Here is a 17,069-nt window from a genome sequence, read left to right as displayed (position 1 = left end):
TCGTCCCTGCGAGCAGCGAGAGTCGCGATGAAAAAGATCCTGGTGCTGTATTACTCGATGTACGGCCATATCGAACGCATGGCCGAGGCGGTCGCCGAGGGCGCGCGCAGCGTGCCGGGCGTCGAAGTGACGGTGAAGCGGGTCGCCGAGACCATGCCCGAGGATGCCGCGCGCAAGGCCGGCGCCAAGCTCGACCAGGCCGCGCCGGTAGCCAACCCGCAGGAGCTGGCCGACTACGACGCGATCCTGTTCGGCACGCCGACCCGCTTCGGCAACATGACCGGGCAGATGCGCACCTTCCTCGACCAGACCGGCGGCCTGTGGGTCAAGGGCGTGCTGGTCGGCAAGCTGGCCAGCGTGTTCACCTCGACCGGCACCGGCGGCGGCTCGGAAACCACCATCACCTCGTTCTGGAACACCCTGGCGCACCACGGCATGTTGATCGCCGGGCTGCCCTACACGGCGCCGGAACTCACCGACATCAGCGAGCTGCGTGGCGGCTCGCCGTATGGCGCGGCGACCGTCGCCGGCAGCGACGGCTCGCGCCAGCCGAGTGCCAAGGAGCTGGCCCTGGCCAAGTTCCAGGGCGCGCATGTGGCGAAGCTCGCCACGCGCTTGCAGTAACCCGCTGGCGGGCCGTGTGCCCGCCGCGCTTCCCCGAAGAAAAAAGCCCTCAACACCTTAGGAGTTTCACGGATGAGCAAGCCCTTCCTGGTCGGCGCCCTGAGCGTCGCTCTGCTGCTGGCCGGCTGTGCCAGTTCCACCACCCAACCCGAGCAGTACTCCGGCTTCCTCGGCGACTACTCGCAACTCACCCCGGCCACCTCGGCCAGCGGCGCGCCGGTGCTGCGCTGGGTCAAGCCGGGTCTCGACCTCAGCCAGTACGACGCCGTGCTGGTCGAGCGCCCGCAGTTCTATCCCAAGCCGCAGCCCACTGCGCAGGTCAGCCAGCAGACCCTCGACCAGATCGCCAACTACCTGCAGCAGGCCATGCAGCGCGAACTCAGCTCGCGCATGCAGATCGTCCAGCAACCGGGGCCGCGTACCCTGGTGCTGCGCTCGGCGATCAGTTCGGTGGATGTCTCGCCGGAGGGTCTCAAGGCCTACGAGGTGATCCCCATCGCCCTGGTCCTCGCGGCGGCCAACACCGCGGCGGGCACCCGCGACGAGAACACCGCGATCTACATCGAGATGCAGGCGCTCGACCCGGCCAACAACCAGCCGGTGGCGCAGATCGTGCGCAAGGGCAGCGGTTTGCAGCTGGAGAACGACAGCACCCAGCTGACCCTCAAGGACCTGCAGCCGGTGCTCGATGTGTGGGCCAAGGATGCGCGCAACTTCCAGCCCGCGGTGCAGGCGCAGAAGTAGCGACAGGCAGACGTAGCGATAGGCAGTAAGCGGAGGAAATCGAGCGCGCCGGGAGTGGGTGCCACTGGGTGGTCCACTCCCGTCGACGCTGCTGCCTGACCCGGCCCTTGCGGAGGTACTCCCTGTACCCCTAGGTCGCTCCGACTTCTCAGTGTCCAGAGCGTCCCGACCCCTTGGTCATGCGCGGACCTTCCTCGGGTCAACGCAGGTTGTCTCGGACCATCCGAATCAGTACCAGTTCGGATCGGCCTTCAACTGTTCGTCGAGCAACTGCTTGATGCCCGCATCCGGCTCGCCGAGCCAGCGGTAGCTGGCGTGGCGGCTGGGCGCCTTGTCCGCCGGCAGGTTGGCCGGCAGCTGGACGTACAACGCGTAGGCATGCGCCTTGTCCCAACTGAAGGCGACGTACAGGCGTTGGTGGGCGCAGTCGTGTGCTTCGCACAGCTCGCCGACCAGGTACTGCTCGTCGTCTTCCTCAAGCGCCTGCATCGGCGTCGCGGTGCCGGACAGATTGATGATCCACTCCGGCAGGCGTTCCTCGTCTTCGACCAGCTGTTGCCAGGTGCGCAGGTACTTCGGATCGCTGGCGGGCAGTTCGTTGACGCGGAACTGGGTGTCATGGTCCGCCGCGGCGGCGGTCAGGCTGACGCCAAGCGCCAGCCCGCCGAGACCGAGGCTCAGTAAGCGTTTCATAGACGTCCGCGGCGACCGAAGATCAGCGACACCACGAACATCACCAGGAACACCACGAAGAGGATCTTGGCGATCCCGGTAGCGGTGCCCGCGATGCCACCGAAGCCGAGAACTGCAGCGATGATGGCGATGATCAGGAAGGTGATAGCCCAACTCAGCATGATATTTCTCCTGTGCTTAAGGACCCGTGCAGGGCGGCCGGCGCGTTGCGTACCGGAGCCTTTCCACCGATTGCCAGGTAGCGGCTCGCGCACAGCGCGCGACCCACGGCCAAGGCGCACGCCAGCAGTAGCGACGTGAGCACCAACAGGCTGACAAACACGAGAAAGACACTGGCGAACATTGCGCTGGCTCCTGGTCAGGGTTTGGCAGGCGGACGACCCTGCGGCCGCCGCGTCCGGTCACTTCATTTCATCGCGTGCTTGAGCACGCGCATGCGCTCGTGGCAGGCGCGCACTTTCGGCATTTCCACCGCGAGTACCGCGCGAACGTCCGGGTCCGCGTCTTCCATGGCATCTTCGAAGGCGTGCAGGATGCGGTCTTCGGTCTCTTCCAGCTGCGCCACGTAGGTGGCGTCGGAATCGCGGGTCAGGCTCGCCTTGGTGTCGGCGTAGACCTGGCGCAGCTTGCCGCTCAAGGTACCGCCCTGGGCCGGCTGCTCATGGTTGGCGGCGACCTTCACCGCCAACGCCTGGATGATCTGGGTCTTGGCCTGCGACAGGTCGCGGAACAGGCTCTTCAGCTGCGCGTCCTTCACTTCATCCTGGGCGTGCTGGTAGAAGCGCTGACCATCGCGGGTGATTTCGATCAGCTCGTTGAGTTGTGCAGTAGTACGGCTCATTGCAATTCTCCTTAAAGGCGGCGGTGACAGCGCGGGCGCCGCTACCGTTGGGATACTTATCGCAAGGCCTGTGCCAGCCTGACCGCTAGCACTAAAACGTTATTTATCAATGAGATAACTATGGTGATGGCCTGCGGTCAGCATGCAGGCTGCAGGATCGTGCAGAATGCGCCGTGCAACTTGCACGAATATCCGCGGACTAATGTTCAAGTCGCCGATACGCCCCGCCGGGGTAGGGAGAAGCAATGCAACAGGCTGCCGACAATGGCCGCATCCTCTTGGTCGATGACGAATCGGCCATCCTGCGCACCTTCCGCTATTGCCTGGAGGACGAGGGCTACAGCGTGGCCACCGCCAACAGCGCGGCGCAGGCCGAAACTCTGCTGCAGCGCCAGGTGTTCGACCTGTGCTTCCTCGACCTGCGCCTGGGTGCCGACAACGGCCTCGACGTGCTGGCGCAGATGCGCGTGCAGGCGCCGTGGATGCGCGTGGTGATCGTCACCGCGCTGTCGGCGGTGGACATCGCCGTCGACGCGATCCAGGCCGGCGCCGCGGATTACCTGGTCAAGCCCTGCTCGCCCGATCAGCTGCGCCTGGCCGCCGCCAAGCAGCTGGAAGTGCGCCAGTTGGCGGCGCGCCTGGAAGCGCTGGAAGGCGAAGTGCGCAAACTCAAGGACGGCCTCGACTCGCACTGCCCGGCGATGATGGCGGTGCTGGAGACCGCCCGGCAGGTCGCCGACACCGACGCCAACATCCTCATCCTCGGCGAGTCGGGCACCGGCAAGGGCGAACTGGCGCGCGCCATCCACGCCTGGAGCCGGCGCGCCAAGAAGGCCTGCGTGACCATCAACTGCCCGTCGCTGAATGCCGAGCTGATGGAAAGCGAACTGTTCGGCCACACCCGCGGCTCGTTCACCGGCGCCAGCGAGAACACCCTCGGCCGGGTCAGCCAGGCCGACGGCGGCACGCTGTTCCTCGACGAGATCGGCGACTTCCCGCTGACCCTGCAGCCCAAGCTGCTGCGCTTCATCCAGGACAAGGACTACGAACGGATCGGCGACCCGGTGACCCGCCGCGCCGACGTGCGCATCCTCGCCGCGACCAACCTCGACCTCGACGAGATGGTTCGCGCCGGACGTTTCCGCGAGGACCTGCTGTACCGCCTCAACGTCATTACCCTCAAGCTGCCGCCGCTGCGCGAGCGCCACGAGGACATCCTGATGCTCGCCGAGCGCTTCCTCGCCCGCTTCGTGGTCGACTACGCGCGGCCGGCGCGGGCCTTCAGCGACGAGGCGCGCGTCGCACTGCTCAACTACCGCTGGCCGGGCAACATCCGCGAGCTGCGCAACGTCATCGAGCGCGCCAGCATCATCTGCCCGCAGGAAAGCGTCGAACTCAGCCATCTCGGCCTCGGCGGCGAAGCGCCAAGCGGCGGCGCGCCGCGCATCGGTGCGGCGCTAAGTCTCGAGGAACTGGAGAAGGCGCACATCGCCGCGGTCCTGGCCGCCAGCGCGACCCTCGACCTGGCAGCCAAGACCCTCGGCATCGATGCCTCGACGCTGTATCGCAAGCGCAAGCAGTACAACCTGTAAGTCCGCGGCCTCCCCCGCTCAGAAAGGAAGCGCCATGAAGTTGCCGATGAAGCTGCGTACGCGGATGTTCCTGAGCATCTCGGCGTTGATTACCGTGGCCCTGCTCGGCCTGCTGTTCGGCGTGGTCGGCGTGCTGCAGCTGGCGCGCAGCCAGGAGACGGTGAGCGGCAACAGCTTCGCGCTGGTCGAGGCGAGCCAGAAGCTGAGGCAGACGCTCGGCGATCAGATGGTCATCGTCATCAACGAGCAGCCGGACCTCGTCGCCTGGCAGCGCTCGCGAGACCAGTTCCGCGGCCTGCTCGACAGCACCCGCCGGCTGCCGCTGGAAGACTCGGCGCGCCACGACCTGGAGCTGGTGGCCGACGACTACGCGGCATTCGTCGCGCTGGTCGAAACGCCCAGCGGCATCCGCCCCGAGCTGGCCGGCAACGAGGCCTACACGCGGCTGTTCAACGGCCTGCGCGGGCGCCTGATCGAGGCGCAGAACCGCGCCTTCATCACCATCGGCGAGCTCGAAGGCCAGGCACGGCAGCGCGCCACGCTGATCGCCGCGCTGCTCGGCCTGATGGGCGGCGCGGTGCTGCTGATCGGGGTGATCACCGCCAACAGCGTGGCACGCCGCTTCGGCGCGCCGATCGACCAGCTGGCGCGCGCCGCCGACCAGGTCGGGCGCGGCAACTACGACGTGGTCCTGCCAGTCTCGCCGGTCACCGAGCTGGCCCTGCTCAGCCGTCGCTTCGGCCTGATGACCGAGGCGCTGCGCGTGCACCACTCGGCCAACGCCAATCAGCTGCTGTCCAGCGAGGGACGCCTCAAGGCGGTGCTCGACAGCATCGATGACGGCCTGGTGATCCTCGACGCCGAGGGCCGCGTCGAGCACGCCAACCCGGTGGCGACCCGTCAGCTGTTCTGGCAGGGCGACCCGCACGGCCAGCGCCTCGGTCGGCTGCTCGCCGACCCGGGGGTCGAGGAAGCCGTGCAGCGGGTGCTCAGCGGCCAGCTGCTCGAGCAGGTGCCGGCCGACCTGGCGATCGACAGCGGCGGCGAGCACCGCCTGCTGACCTGGAGCCTGACCCCGGTGCAGCACGCCGAAGGGCGCAGCGTCGGCGCGGTGATGGTGCTGCGCGACGTCACCGAGTTGCGGGTGTTCGAGCGGGTGCGCAGCGAGTTCGTGCTGCGCGCTTCGCACGAGCTGCGCACCCCGGTAACCGGCATGCACATGGCCTTCAACCTGCTGCGCGAGCGCCAGCAGTTCGCCCCCGGCAGCCGCGAGCTGGACCTCGCCGACACCGTCGACGAGGAGATGCAGCGCCTGGTGCAGCTGATCAACGACCTGCTGAATTTCTCCCGCTACCAGAACGGCCTGCACAAGCTCGAGCGTGCGCCGTGCGACCTCGGCCAATTGCTCGACAGCGCGCGCGGACGTTTCGCCGAGCAGGCCGCGGCGCGGCAGATCCAGCTGCACACCGAAACCCAGGGCGTGCTGCCGCGGGTCAGCCTGGACCTGGCGCTGATCGAGCGGGTGCTCGACAACCTGCTGAGCAACGCACTGCGCCACAGCGAGGACGGCGGCGAGGTGCAGCTGCAGGCGCGCCGCCACGGCGAGCGGGTGATCCTCAGCGTGCAGGACCAGGGCGAGGGCATCCCGTTCGGCCAGCAGGCACGCATCTTCGAGCCATTCGTGCAGGTCGGGCGGCGCAAGGGTGGGGTTGGCTTGGGGTTGGCGTTGAGCAAGGAGATCGTGCAGTTGCACGGCGGCCGGTTGAACGTCTATTCACGCCCCGGCCAGGGCGCGCAGTTCTACCTCAGCCTGCCGGTCTGAGCGATGCGCGCTCAGCGCAGTTGCGGGTCGAACTTGATGCGCCGGCCGGCCAGCAGGGCGAGGACGAACAGGCTGGCGCACAGGCCACCGGCGACCTTGAACAGGTTGCGCAGCTCGCTGCCGGGCAGCGGGTCGAGCCACAGCAGGGCGACCGCGAGGACGGTGAGGATCAGGAACAGCACGGCGCTTTTCGACATGGGGGCGCTCCTTCGCGATGGCGGATTCAGAACACCCAGCGCGGGCTGCGCGGCTGCTGCAGGGCGGTTTCGGTGTCATCGCCGGTGCGCAGCCACAGGCCGTTCGCCGGGCTGTTGGCCCGCGGCGCCTGGGCTTCGAGCTGGTGCGGTTGCTGCGCGGTCTTTGCCTGGGCGCTGGGTTGGCTGCGGGTGACCACCGCGTCGCTGGCGAAGCCGTCGAAGGTCAGGTCGGCGGTCTGCACGGCGACGCCATGGCCGACGCGTTCTTCGGCGTGAACGCCGCTGAACCACAGGGTGGCGGCGCAGCACAGGCTCAACAGCGAGATCTGGCGAACAGTGGTCATGGCGCATCTCCTTGCAGTTCAGTCGGGGTTCACGACTCTGCAAGTGCACTCGGCATGCCAGACTTTTTCTTCGATAAAAATGCTTTTAAATCAATAGCTTACGATAGATTTTCGGGCATGCTGCATTGCGCTTTGCACGACGCCCTGGCTGCGGCCATTGCAATTTGCACGAGCGGCCTTAGAGCACGCCCTGCGGCTCGCGCGGCAGGATCACCGTGAAGCATGAACCCTCGCCGGGCTGGCTGAGCAGCTCAATGCGCCCGCCGTGGGCGCGCACGATCTGCTCGCTGATGAACAGGCCGAGGCCCAGACCCTGGGTGACCCCGGTGCCGTTGACCCGCTCGAACTGCTGGAAGATGCGCGCCTGATCCTCGGCGGAGATGCCCAGGCCCTGGTCGCAGACCTCCAGGCGCGGCCCCTCGCTGCCGGCGCTGACCCGCACACTGATCGGCTTGCGCGCGCCGTAGCGCAGGGCGTTGGTGAGCAGGTTGGCGATCACCTGCTCGATGCGGAACTCGTCGACGATGGCCAGCACCGGCTCCGGCGCATGCAGCTCGATCGGGCTGCCGGCGCTGTGTGCCTGGGCGGCGAAGTTCTCCAGCACGCGTCGGGTCAGGTCGCTGAGGTCGCACTGCTGCGGGCGGATCGACAGCTTGCCGGTGCGAATCCGTGAGGCGTCGAGCATGTCCTCGATCAGCCGGGTGAGGCTCTTGATCTGGCGTTCGTCGCGCTCGGTCATGGCGCGCAGCTTGTCGAGGGTGAACGCCTCGCTGCGGTTCTGTTCGAGGCGCAGCTTGCGCAGGTGGATCTCCAGGGTCAGGCCGTTGAGCGGGGTGCGCAGCTCGTGGGAGACGATCGACATGAAGTCGTCACGCATGCGCACCGCGTTCTGCAGCTCGCTCTGCGTGGCGCGCAGCTCGGCGAGCAGCGCCTCCTGTTCGCGACGTGCCTGTTCCAGGGCGTCCAGCTGGCGGCTCAGTGCCTTGCGCTGGCGGTACAGCTCGACGAACACCGAGACCTTGCTGCGCACCTCGTGGGGCGACAGGGGCTTGTGCAGGAAGTCCACCGCGCCACTTTCGTAGCCCTTGAAGGCGTAGTCCAGCTCGCGCCCGGCGGCGCTGACGAAGACGATCGGGATGTGCTTGGTGCGCTCGGTGCCGCGCATCAGCTCGGCCAGCTCGAAGCCGTTCATGCCGGGCATCTGCACGTCGAGGATGGCCAGGGCGAACTCGTGCTCGAGCAGCAGGGCCAGCGCCTGGTCGGCGTCGGTGGCCTGGAACACCTGGCGCTCTTCGCCCTGCAACAGGGCTTCGAGGGCCAGCAGGTTGTCCGGCAGGTCGTCGACGATCAGCAGCTTGGCTTCGATCTTTCTCAGCATGGTTGGCTATCCAGTTCCGCCAGCAGCGCCGGCATGGCATCGAGCGGGAGGAGGAAATCGGGTTGCAACAGCGCCAGCGCGGCTGCCGGCATGGTCGGCACCTGGGCGTCGGCGGGCTCCTGCACCAGGGTCAGGCCACCGCGTTGCTGGATGTGCAGCAGGCCGGCGGCGCCGTCTTCGTTGGCGCCGGTCAGCAGCACGCCGGCCAGGCGTTCCTGGTAGGCGTCGGCCGCCGACTCGAAGAGGAAGTCGATCGATGGCCGGGAAAAGTGCCGCGGCTCCTCGCGGCTCAGCGAGAAGCTGTGGTCCTGCTCGATGGACAGATGATAGCCGGGCGGCGCGAAGTACAGCGTGCCGGCGGCCAGCTGCTCCTTGTCCTCGGCGTCCTTGACGCGCAGCGCCAGCTGGCGCTGGAACAGCGCGGCGAGCAGGCTGCCGGGCTGATCGGGGAGGTGCAGCACGCAGGCGATCGGCAAGCGGTAGTCGGCCGGCAGCGCGCCGAGCAGGCGCAGCAGCGCATCGATGCCACCGGCCGAGGCGCCGATCACCAGCGCCGCCAGTGGCGCGTGCGGGCGGCCGCCGAGTTGCACCTGGGCTGCGCGCTTCATCGCTTGCGGAAGATCCGGTCGGGGCGCACCACGGGCTCGAAGTGCTTGGCGTAGGCGGAGAAGTCCAGGCTCTCCTTGCTGCCCAGGCCGAGGAAGCCGCGGTGGCACAGCGAGTCGTAGAACAGCCCGAGGGCGCGATCCTGCAGGCCGCGGTTGAAATAGATCAGCACGTTGCGGCAGGACACCAGGTGGGTCTCCGAGAACACGCTGTCGGTCGCCAGGCTGTGGTCGGCGAAGGTCACGTTGGCGCGCAGCGACTTGTCGAACAGCGCGCGGTCGTAGGCCGCGGTGTAGTAGTCGGAGAACGCGCTCTGGCCGCCGGCCTTCTGGTAGTTGTCGGTGTAGGTGCGCAGGTTGTCGAGGGCGAAGATGCCCTGCTCGGCCTTCTCCAGCGAGTGCGGGTTGATGTCGGTGGCGTAGATCAGGCTGCGTTCGAGCAGGCCTTCCTCGCGCAGCAGGATGGCCAGCGAATAGACCTCCTCGCCGGTGCTGCAGCCGGCCACCCAGATCTTCAGCGACGGGTAAGTGCGCAACAGCGGCACCACCTGCTGGCGCAGGGCGAGGAAGTAGCCGGGGTCGCGGAACATCTCGCTGACCGGGATGGTGAGGAACTGCAGCAACTGCATGAACGCCGCCTGGTCGTGGAGGATGCGCTCCTGCAGCGCGCTGATCGTCGCGCAACCGAACTGCGCCTGGGCCTGGCGCACACGGCGCTTCAACGACGCACCGGCGTAGTCGCGGAAGTCGTAGTTGTAGCGCAGGTAGATGGCCTCGATCAGCAGGCGCAGTTCGATCTCGGTGGGCATCAGATACGTTCCAGTTTCGGCAGCCATACGCGAATCAGCGAGAACAGTCGGTCGAGGTCGATGGGTTTGGCCAGGTAGTCGTTGGCGCCCGCCTGCAGGCAGCGCTCCTGGTCATCCTTCATCGCCTTGGCGGTCACCGCGATGATCGGCAGGTGCTTCCAGCGCGGCTCCTTGCGGATCTCGCGGGTCGCCTCGTAGCCGTCCATGCCCGGCATCATCACATCCATCAGCACCAGGTCGATGTCACTCTCGCTGCGCAGCTTGTCCAGCGCCTCGAAGCCGTTGCGGGCGATCTCGATCAGCGCGCCTTTCTGCTCCAGGGCACTGCTGAGGGCGAAGATGTTCCGCACGTCGTCGTCGACCAGCAGGATGCGCCGGCCTTCGAAGACCTTGTCGCGGTGCCGCGCGGTCTTGAGCATGCGCTGGCGTTCGCTGGACAGCTCGGCCTCGACCTTGTGCAGGAATAGAGTCACTTCATCGAGCAGTCGTTCCGGCGACCGTGCGCCTTTGATGATGATCGAGCGCGAATACTTGAGCAGCTCGGCCTCTTCGTCGCGGGTCAGGTTGCGCCCGGTGTAGACGATCACCGGCGGGAACGAGCAGATCTCCTCGCTGGCCATGCGCTGCAGCAGCTCGTTGCCGTGCATGTCGGGCAGCTTGAGGTCGATGATCATGCAGTCGAACACCGTGCTGCGCAGCAGCGCCAGGGCGTCGCTGGCCAGCTCCACGGCGGTGATCTCGATGTCCTCGTCGCCGATCAGGCGGGCGATGCTGTCGCGCTGCAGGGCGTCGTCCTCGACCAGCAGGATGCGTTTGACGCGCTGTTCGAGCTTGGCCTCCAGCTTGGCGAACACCCCCTTGAGCTGCTCGCGAGTGGTCGGCTTGAGCGCGTAGCCTATCGCGCCGAGGTGCAGCGCCGCCTCGCTGCGGTCCTCCACGGAGATCACGTGGACCGGGATGTGCCGGGTCGGCGCTTCGTCCTTGAGGCGCTGCAGCACACTCAGCCCCGAGCCGTCGGGCAGGCGCATGTCGAGCAGCACCGCGTCCGGCCGGTGGCGGCGCGCCAGTTCGAGACCCTCGTCGGCGCCGTGGGCGACCAGGCACACATAGCCCAGCTCGTGGGCCAGGTCGTAGAGGATCTGCGCGAAGCGCGGCTCGTCCTCGATCACCAGCACGCAGCGGCTGTTGGCCTGCGCCAGGCGCTCGCGGTCGTCGGCGAAGTGCGCGGTGAGCGGTGCCGGCGGCTCGGGGCTCGGTGCGGGAGCGGCGCGCGGCGGTTGCGGCGCGCTGCTCGTCGGCAGCGGCGGCGGACCGCTGCGCGGGCTGTAATGCTCCGGCAGCAGCAGGGTGAAGGTGCTGCCCTGGCCGGGCGTGCTGCTGACGCTGATCTCGCCGCCGAGCAGCTGGGCCAGGTCGCGGGAGATCGACAGGCCCAGGCCGGTGCCGCCGAAGCGCCGGTTGCTGGTGCCGTCGGCCTGGCGGAACGCCTCGAAGATCAGCTGCTGCTGGTCGGCGGCGATGCCGATGCCGGTGTCGTGCACGGCAAACGCCAGGCCGTTGGCCTGGCGCGCCGCGCTGAGGCTGACCTGGCCGCGCTCGGTGAACTTGAAGGCGTTGGCCAGCAGGTTCTTGAGGATCTGCTCGACGCGCTGGCGGTCGCTGCTGAAGTGTTCCGGCAGCCCGCTGCCGGCTTCGACGACGAACTGCAGGCCACGCTCGCCGGCCAGCGGAGTGAACAGGTCGCGCAGCCCATCGAGCAGGCCGGCGACGCGCAGCGGCTCGGCGTGCACCTCGAGCTTGCCGGCCTCGACCTTGGAGATGTCGAGGATGTCGTTGATCAGGTTGAGCAGGTCGTTGCCGGCGGCGTAGATCGATTCGGCGAACTTGACCTGCTCGGCGTCGAGGTTGCCCTGCGGGTTGTCGGCGAGCAGCCGGGCGAGGATCAACGAGCTGTTCAGCGGGGTGCGCAGCTCGTGCGACATGTTGGCGAGGAATTCCGACTTGTAGCGGCTGGCGCGCTGCAGTTCCTCGGCACGCACTTCCAGCTGCGCCTGCGCCTGGCCGAGTGCGTGGTTCTTCTCGTCGAGGCGGTCGCGCTGTTCGGCGAGCGCCTGGGCCTGCTCGGCGAGCTTCTCGTTGGTCTGCTCCAGCTCGGCCTGCTGGGTCTCCAGGTGCGCCTGGGATTCCTTGAGGATGCGCGCCTGCTGTTCGAGTTCCTCGTTGGCCGCGCGCAGCTCCTCCTGCTGGGTCTGCAGCTCCTCGTTGAGCTGCTGGGTTTCGGCCAGCACTTCCTGCAGGCGCTGGCGATAGCGTGCGGCTTCCAGCGAGGTGCCGGTGCTGCTGGCGATCAGCTCGAGCAGTTCGCTGTCGCGTGCGCCGAGCGGACGCAGGAAGCCCAGTTCGAGCACGCCGTTGACCCGCTCGTCGGCGTGCAGCGGCACCAGCACCACGTGCAGCGGCGCGCCGTGGCCGAGCCCGGAACTGACCTTCAGGTAGTCGGCCGGCAGGTTGTCCAGGTGCACCACGCGCTGGCTCAGGGCAACCTGGCCGACCAGCCCGTCGCCGCGGTAGAAGTGTTGTTCGCGTTCCTGCTGCTCCTGGCTGAAGCCGTAGCTGGCGATGCGCTGCAGGTCGCCAGTCTGTGCGTCGCGCAGGTAGATCGCGCCGACCGCGCAGTCGAGGTACTCGGCGAGGAAATCCAGGGCCTTGGTGCCGAGACTCGGCACCTGTTGCTCGCCGAGCACCCGTTCGGCCAGCTGGGTCTGCCCGCCGCGCACCCAGGCGCGCTGGCGCTGTTCTTCGGCGTAGGCCTCCTGCTGGGCCAGCGACTTGCCGTAGGACTCCGACAGGCGCAGCAGCTCGCGGCGGCCGAACCAGGCGAGGAAGCCGCTGATCAGCAGGCTGATGATCACGTACAGGGCGATGGTCAGCAGCGTGCTGTTGTTCGCCTCGAGGTTGCGTTGCTGGCGCAGCGCGCGCTCGCTGGTGAGGAACGCGTCGTACTCCTTGCGCATCTCGTCGGTCAGGTTCTTGCCGCGCCCGCTGCTGATGATCGACTCGTAGTCGCGGCCGCTTTGCCGCAGGGCGATCATGTCCTGGCCGAACTGGTCCCACTGCAGCTGCAGGGCGAGGATGCGCCGCACCCGCTCGACCTGCGGCGGGTTGTCGGCGACCAGCTCGGCGAGGTGCTCGAGGTTGGCTTTGACTTTCGGCCGGGCCACGTCATAGGGGCCGACGAAGCTGTCGTCGCCAGTGATCAGGTAGCCGCGGATGCCGGTTTCCATGTCCAGGCTGAGCTTGTACGACTCGCTGGCGGTGTTCATCACCTGGTCGGTGTGCTCCACCCACTTGATCACCGTCAGCAGATAGCCGATCAGCAGGATGAACACCAGCGCGCTGAGCAGCCCCAGGCCGAGTGGCAGGCGCACGTTGCGGTTGAGAATTTGCCGGAAACTTTTTTCGTCCAGAGCTGACTGATTGGGCATGGGGATGTCCGCAGGCGGGTGGGCGTAGGCGCTATTCACGCTGCTGGGCGAAGCGCGCGTATGGCAGACTGACAGCGTCGATTCCCCGAAGTTTGCCTGCCCGGGCGAAACTTTGCCCGTGAAACTGCCGCCGCCACTCGAGAGGCTTGCATGCCCAACCCCGAATCCCCTGAGTCGTCGCCGAAATCCGTGCTGCTGGTCGAGGACGACGACATCGTGCGGCTGCTCACCGTGGAAGTGCTGGAAGAGCTCGGCTATCGGGTCACCGCGGTGGCCGAGGCGCCGCCGGCGCTGGCGCTGCTCGGTTCAGCCGAGGGCTTCGACCTGCTGATGAGCGATGTCGGCCTGCCGGGCATGAGCGGCTGCGAGCTGGTCCAGGCGGCGCGCCGCCTGCGCCCGCAGTTGCCGGTGCTGTTCGCCAGCGGCTACCCGGAGCAGGATCTGCTCGCTGAGGTGCGCGCCCGCGACCTGCAGGCACCCACCGACAGCATCACCAAGCCATTCAGCCTCGAACTGCTGCGCAACCGGGTCGGCGCCCTGCTGGCCGATTGAAACGCCGGTTCAGGGGCTGCTGAGCGCCAGCGCGCCGAGCAGTGCGGCGGTCTCGGCATCCAGCACACCGTCGTAGCGGCTCGGCCGGTAGTGCAGCTGGAACGCCGCCAAAGCGTGCTGGGTGGCTTCGTCCAGTACCCCGCTGCGCGGCGCGGCATAGCCGATCTGACTCAACTCGCGCTGCACCCAGCTGATCTCCGGCAACGCCTGCGTGAAGCGGCTGCGCAGGCGCGCCACCTCGGCGGCCTGCGGCCAGCGGCCGAAGCCGGCGGCGGCCAGGCGCTGCCAGGGGAACAGCGGGCCGGGGTCGAGCTTGCGCATCGGCGCGATGTCGCTGTGGCCGATGATGTTCGCCGCCGGCAGGTGGTGGCGCTGCACGATGTCGCGCAGCAGAACGATCAGCGCCTCGATCTGCGCCTCGTCATAGGGGTACCACACCCGCCCGTTGGCGGTGTCCTCGTATCCGGGGTTGACCAACTCGATGCCGATCGAACTGGCATTCAGCCAGGTGCGCCCTTGCCATTCGCTCTGCCCGGCGTGCCAGGCGCGCTGGTTCTCGTCGACCAGGCGGTAGATGGTCGGCGGCTGCGCGCCGATCAGGTAGTGGCTGCTGACTTCGCCAACGGTGAGCAGCTCCAGCGAGCGCGGCAGGTCGGCCGAGGTGTAGTGCAGGACGATGTACTGCGCACGGCTGTCGAAGTTGCGCGACGGGTGGCTGGTGTCGATGCGCAGGCCGCTGGCGCAGCCGCCGAGCAGCGTCAGGCTGAGGAGCAGGAGGTATTTCATGGCGCGATGTGCAGCACGCTTTGCAGGTTGTCGAGGAGCATGTCGACGCTGAGCATGATCAGCAGCATGCCGGTCAGGCGCTCCACCGCGAGCAGCCCGCGGGCGCCGAGGAAGCGCTGCAGGAACGAGGCCTGCAGGAGGATCGCCGCGGTCGCCGCCCACGCCAGGAACACCCCGAGGTACAGCTCCCAGAGCGGCGCCGCCTGGGTACTGCGCAGGGTCAGCAGCACCGCCAGCGCCGAGGGCCCGGCCACTGCCGGGGTGGCCAGCGGCACCAGCAGCGGCTCGCCGCCCGGCAGTTCGCCGAGTACGCCCTGCGGTGGCGGGAAGATCAGGCGCATGGCGATGACGAACAGGATGATCCCGCCGGCGATCGCCGTGGCCTCGCGGGACAGGCCGAGGCCGCTGAGGATCTTGTCGCCGAAGGTGAGAAACAGCAGCAGCAGGACCAGGGCCAACAGCAGCTCGCGCAGCGCCACGCGCATGCGCCGCTCGGGGGCGACGTTCTTCAGTGCGGCGATGTAGATGGCGATGTTGCCGAACGGGTCCATGACGAAGAACAACAGGACGGCGATGCTGACGATATCCATGGCAGGCTCCAGACCGATGCGCTGTAGTGTAAAGCCTGCTGCCGGGAGGCGCTGTCGTGGATGCGTCGCGGCATGGGCCGCGCGGCGCGCGGCTAACCCAGTTCGATGCGGTTGCGCCCGGCGTGCTTGGCGCGGTACAGCGCCTGGTCGGCGCGCTCGAAGACGTTGGCCGGCTGGTCTTCCTGGGCAAACGCCGAGAGCCCGCCGGACAGGGTGATGGTCAGCGGCTCGCCCTTGAAGTGGAACGGGCAGGCCTCGATGGCCTGGCGCAGCGTGTCGAGCAGCTGCTTGCCGCCATCCAGCGGCGTGCCGGGCAGCAGCAGGACAAATTCCTCGCCGCCGAAGCGGGCGATGAAGTCGGTCTTACGCACCCGCCGCGCCAGCTCGCCGGCGATCAGCTTGAGCACCTTGTCGCCGGCCAGGTGACCGAAGCCGTCGTTGATCCGCTTGAAGTGGTCGACGTCGAGCACGGCGAGCAGCAGCTCGCCGCCGTAGCGTTGGCGGCGCGCCACTTCCAGCTCCAGGCGTTCGTTCCAGGCAGCGCGGTTGGCCAGCCCGGTGAGCGGATCGACCAGCGCCTTCTGGCGCTGCACTTCGAGGCGCTCGCGGAAGCTGCCGGCCTCCTGCTCCATCACCGCGACGCGTTCGACCAGGCCCTGCAGGCGGTTCTTGACCTCCTGTTCGTGGCTGTCGCGCTGCCGGTGGTAGTCGATCATGCGGCCGAGCAGGCCTTCCAGGCGGCTCTCCAGGGTGGCCTTGAGGCTCGGCAGGTCGGCGGCGTCCTGCACGCTCTGCTGCAGGTCGCTGACCTGTTCGCGCAGCTCGTTGTCCAGCTGGCGCGCACTGGACAGCGAATCGGCATAACCGTCGTGGGCGGCGCTGAGGTGGCCGAGGAAGTCGGCGAGGCGTTCGTTGAGCTGCTTGAGGTAGCCGGCGAACTCGCGCTGGCCGCCGTCGGCCACGGCGAGCACCAGCACCGCCAGGTCGTCCAGCGCCGGCACCAGCTCATACCAGTTCAGCCCGCCGCTCAGCCGTTCGCGCAGCGCGTCGGCCTGCGCCTGGTGGAAGTCCGGCAGCTTCAGCTCGTCGAGCAGCTTGCGCAGGCTGTCGGCGACGTGCGGGGCGATGGCGCTGTAGCCCGGCTCGCCGGCCGGCAGGGCGTAGGCCGGGTCGCCGCTGGTCTCGCCGAGCAGCACGCTGGCGGCCAGCGGCAGGCTGTCGAGACTGGCGCTGTCGCGCGACGGGCGGGCGGTGCTCGGCACGATGTGGCTGACTGCGGGCTCGGCGACGGCGGCGACCGGCGTCTCGATTACGGCTTCTGCGGCCGCCGGCGCGCTGCTCACCGGCACGGCAGCGACGGCGATTGCGGCGGCGTCCGGCGCTGCGTCAACCAACGGCGGGGTGATCACGGCCGACGGCAGCTCGCTCGCCGCGGGCACCGCCTCGAGCGCCAGTGTGGCCGCCTCGGGTTGTTCGTCGCGGGCGCCGAAGAGGCGCTGCAGCAGGCCCGGGCGTTCCTCCTGCGGTTGTTCCAGGTGGGCGAGCGCCTGCTGCTGCAGATGGCTCAGTTCGGCGAGCAGCGCCGGCATCTCGCGCGACTGGCCGGCGCGCTCGTCGATGCGCTTGGCGAACTGCTTGAGCGGCTTGCGCACCTCGCGCGGCAGCTCCAGGTGCAGCAGCTGCTGGGCCAGCGCAGCGAGCGCGCCGACGTTCTGCTGCACGCGTTGCTGGCGGCGCTGCTCGGAGTCGAGCACGGCCTTTTCCAGGCGCGGGATCAGCCCGGCGAGGCCGGCGTCCATCTGTTCGCCGCGCACGATGTCGCGCAGCTCCTGCATGCACTGATCGACTGCCTTGTCGCTGCCCTCGGCGGCCAGCGAACTGCGCACCAGGCCGCGGCGGAGCAGGTCGAGGCGCTCCTCCCAGCGGCGTTCTTGGGTTTCCTGTTGCTCGAGGCTGGCGAGGTATTTGTCCTTCCAGCGCTGGGCGTCATTGCTCATCGGGGAAATG

Annotated in this window: 17 protein-coding genes; 5 read left to right on the top strand and 12 right to left on the bottom strand. The window is 68.1% G+C overall.

The window, feature by feature from the left end:
* Positions 1-27 precede the first annotated feature (27 nt).
* Complete coding sequence (gene wrbA / locus JQX08_RS17815) at positions 28-624, top strand: NAD(P)H:quinone oxidoreductase (RefSeq protein WP_205349755.1); 597 nt, start codon at positions 28-30, stop codon at positions 622-624.
* 72 nt (positions 625-696) lie between these two features.
* Positions 697-1,368 carry a DUF3313 domain-containing protein gene (locus JQX08_RS17810; protein WP_205349754.1) on the top strand — a complete coding sequence of 224 codons (672 nt, stop codon included), beginning with the start codon at positions 697-699 and terminating at the stop codon, positions 1,366-1,368.
* A 228-nt stretch (positions 1,369-1,596) separates the two neighbouring features.
* On the opposite strand, the gene JQX08_RS17805 is transcribed toward JQX08_RS17810, so the two are convergent.
* From JQX08_RS17805 to JQX08_RS17795, 3 genes are all read right to left on the bottom strand, one after another.
* The gene (locus tag JQX08_RS17805; protein ID WP_205349753.1) at positions 1,597-2,061 is read right to left on the bottom strand and encodes an inhibitor of vertebrate lysozyme family protein; all 465 of its coding nucleotides are present in this window, start codon (positions 2,059-2,061) and stop codon (positions 1,597-1,599) included.
* Entirely contained in the window at positions 2,058-2,222 is a 165-nt protein-coding gene (locus tag JQX08_RS17800; RefSeq protein ID WP_205349752.1) for a DUF1328 domain-containing protein, read from the bottom strand. Before JQX08_RS17800 ends, JQX08_RS17805 begins: the two co-directional genes overlap by 4 nt.
* A gap of 245 nt (positions 2,223-2,467) precedes the next feature.
* Entirely contained in the window at positions 2,468-2,902 is a 435-nt protein-coding gene (locus tag JQX08_RS17795) for a PA2169 family four-helix-bundle protein (protein WP_205349751.1), read from the bottom strand.
* 245 nt (positions 2,903-3,147) lie between these two features.
* Between JQX08_RS17795 and algB the strand changes: the two genes are divergently transcribed.
* Both algB and JQX08_RS17785 read left to right on the top strand, forming a co-directional pair.
* Positions 3,148-4,494, top strand: a complete 1,347-nt coding sequence (gene algB, locus JQX08_RS17790; RefSeq protein WP_205349750.1) for a sigma-54-dependent response regulator transcription factor AlgB — start codon at positions 3,148-3,150, stop codon at positions 4,492-4,494.
* A 34-nt stretch (positions 4,495-4,528) separates the two neighbouring features.
* Positions 4,529-6,316, top strand: a complete 1,788-nt coding sequence (locus JQX08_RS17785; RefSeq protein ID WP_205349749.1) for an ATP-binding protein — start codon at positions 4,529-4,531, stop codon at positions 6,314-6,316.
* Positions 6,317-6,327: 11 nt separating this feature from the next.
* Here the strand turns inward: JQX08_RS17785 and JQX08_RS17780 are convergent, their stop codons facing one another.
* The 6 genes from JQX08_RS17780 to JQX08_RS17755 form a co-directional block, all read right to left on the bottom strand.
* On the bottom strand, positions 6,328-6,513 hold the full coding sequence (locus tag JQX08_RS17780; RefSeq protein WP_205349748.1) for a PA3371 family protein: 186 nt from the start codon (positions 6,511-6,513) through the stop codon (positions 6,328-6,330).
* 26 nt (positions 6,514-6,539) lie between these two features.
* Complete coding sequence (locus tag JQX08_RS17775) at positions 6,540-6,857, bottom strand: hypothetical protein (protein ID WP_205349747.1); 318 nt, start codon at positions 6,855-6,857, stop codon at positions 6,540-6,542.
* Between the two features lie 178 nt (positions 6,858-7,035).
* Positions 7,036-8,235, bottom strand: coding sequence for a hybrid sensor histidine kinase/response regulator (locus tag JQX08_RS17770; protein ID WP_205349746.1), 1,200 nt, complete (start codon positions 8,233-8,235; stop codon positions 7,036-7,038).
* On the bottom strand, positions 8,229-8,843 hold the full coding sequence (locus tag JQX08_RS17765) for a chemotaxis protein CheB (protein WP_205349745.1): 615 nt from the start codon (positions 8,841-8,843) through the stop codon (positions 8,229-8,231). The genes JQX08_RS17770 and JQX08_RS17765 overlap by 7 nt, the downstream gene beginning before the upstream one ends.
* Positions 8,840-9,649, bottom strand: a complete 810-nt coding sequence (locus tag JQX08_RS17760; RefSeq protein ID WP_205349744.1) for a CheR family methyltransferase — start codon at positions 9,647-9,649, stop codon at positions 8,840-8,842. The genes JQX08_RS17765 and JQX08_RS17760 overlap by 4 nt, the downstream gene beginning before the upstream one ends.
* Positions 9,649-13,134 carry a response regulator gene (locus tag JQX08_RS17755; RefSeq protein ID WP_205349743.1) on the bottom strand — a complete coding sequence of 1,162 codons (3,486 nt, stop codon included), beginning with the start codon at positions 13,132-13,134 and terminating at the stop codon, positions 9,649-9,651. The genes JQX08_RS17760 and JQX08_RS17755 overlap by 1 nt, the downstream gene beginning before the upstream one ends.
* Positions 13,135-13,284: 150 nt before the next feature.
* On the opposite strand from JQX08_RS17755, the gene JQX08_RS17750 reads away from it, so the two are divergent.
* Complete coding sequence (locus tag JQX08_RS17750; RefSeq protein ID WP_205349742.1) at positions 13,285-13,686, top strand: response regulator; 402 nt, start codon at positions 13,285-13,287, stop codon at positions 13,684-13,686.
* A gap of 9 nt (positions 13,687-13,695) precedes the next feature.
* On the opposite strand, the gene JQX08_RS17745 is transcribed toward JQX08_RS17750, so the two are convergent.
* The 3 genes from JQX08_RS17745 to JQX08_RS17735 form a co-directional block, all read right to left on the bottom strand.
* Complete coding sequence (locus JQX08_RS17745; RefSeq protein WP_205349741.1) at positions 13,696-14,472, bottom strand: N-acetylmuramoyl-L-alanine amidase; 777 nt, start codon at positions 14,470-14,472, stop codon at positions 13,696-13,698.
* Positions 14,469-15,062 carry a MarC family protein gene (locus JQX08_RS17740; RefSeq protein ID WP_205349740.1) on the bottom strand — a complete coding sequence of 198 codons (594 nt, stop codon included), beginning with the start codon at positions 15,060-15,062 and terminating at the stop codon, positions 14,469-14,471. The genes JQX08_RS17745 and JQX08_RS17740 overlap by 4 nt, the downstream gene beginning before the upstream one ends.
* Before the next feature lie 92 nt (positions 15,063-15,154).
* The gene (locus JQX08_RS17735; RefSeq protein WP_205349739.1) at positions 15,155-17,059 is read right to left on the bottom strand and encodes a GGDEF domain-containing protein; all 1,905 of its coding nucleotides are present in this window, start codon (positions 17,057-17,059) and stop codon (positions 15,155-15,157) included.
* Between the last annotated feature and the right edge of the window lie 10 nt (positions 17,060-17,069).

The organism is Zestomonas insulae (assembly GCF_016901015.1).
GTDB lineage: Bacteria > Pseudomonadota > Gammaproteobacteria > Pseudomonadales > Pseudomonadaceae > Aquipseudomonas > Aquipseudomonas insulae.
This window is presented reverse-complemented; position numbering and strand designations above follow the sequence as displayed.

Excerpts from the sequence above, each read along its gene's own strand:
- JQX08_RS17740 (WP_205349740.1), bottom strand. The coding sequence starts at position 15,062 with ATGGATATCGTCAGCATCGCCGTCCTGTTGTTCTTCGTCATGGACCCG.
- JQX08_RS17765 (WP_205349745.1), bottom strand. The coding sequence starts at position 8,843 with ATGAAGCGCGCAGCCCAGGTGCAACTCGGCGGCCGCCCGCACGCGCCA.
- JQX08_RS17750 (WP_205349742.1), top strand. The coding sequence starts at position 13,285 with ATGCCCAACCCCGAATCCCCTGAGTCGTCGCCGAAATCCGTGCTGCTG.
- JQX08_RS17800 (WP_205349752.1), bottom strand. The coding sequence starts at position 2,222 with ATGCTGAGTTGGGCTATCACCTTCCTGATCATCGCCATCATCGCTGCA.
- JQX08_RS17785 (WP_205349749.1), top strand. The coding sequence starts at position 4,529 with ATGAAGTTGCCGATGAAGCTGCGTACGCGGATGTTCCTGAGCATCTCG.
- JQX08_RS17795 (WP_205349751.1), bottom strand. The coding sequence starts at position 2,902 with ATGAGCCGTACTACTGCACAACTCAACGAGCTGATCGAAATCACCCGC.
- JQX08_RS17805 (WP_205349753.1), bottom strand. The coding sequence starts at position 2,061 with ATGAAACGCTTACTGAGCCTCGGTCTCGGCGGGCTGGCGCTTGGCGTC.
- algB (WP_205349750.1), top strand. The coding sequence starts at position 3,148 with ATGCAACAGGCTGCCGACAATGGCCGCATCCTCTTGGTCGATGACGAA.
- JQX08_RS17745 (WP_205349741.1), bottom strand. The coding sequence starts at position 14,472 with ATGAAATACCTCCTGCTCCTCAGCCTGACGCTGCTCGGCGGCTGCGCC.
- JQX08_RS17775 (WP_205349747.1), bottom strand. The coding sequence starts at position 6,857 with ATGACCACTGTTCGCCAGATCTCGCTGTTGAGCCTGTGCTGCGCCGCC.
- JQX08_RS17755 (WP_205349743.1), bottom strand. The coding sequence starts at position 13,134 with ATGCCCAATCAGTCAGCTCTGGACGAAAAAAGTTTCCGGCAAATTCTC.
- JQX08_RS17780 (WP_205349748.1), bottom strand. The coding sequence starts at position 6,513 with ATGTCGAAAAGCGCCGTGCTGTTCCTGATCCTCACCGTCCTCGCGGTC.
- JQX08_RS17810 (WP_205349754.1), top strand. The coding sequence starts at position 697 with ATGAGCAAGCCCTTCCTGGTCGGCGCCCTGAGCGTCGCTCTGCTGCTG.
- JQX08_RS17735 (WP_205349739.1), bottom strand. The coding sequence starts at position 17,059 with ATGAGCAATGACGCCCAGCGCTGGAAGGACAAATACCTCGCCAGCCTC.
- JQX08_RS17760 (WP_205349744.1), bottom strand. The coding sequence starts at position 9,649 with ATGCCCACCGAGATCGAACTGCGCCTGCTGATCGAGGCCATCTACCTG.
- JQX08_RS17770 (WP_205349746.1), bottom strand. The coding sequence starts at position 8,235 with ATGCTGAGAAAGATCGAAGCCAAGCTGCTGATCGTCGACGACCTGCCG.
- wrbA (WP_205349755.1), top strand. The coding sequence starts at position 28 with ATGAAAAAGATCCTGGTGCTGTATTACTCGATGTACGGCCATATCGAA.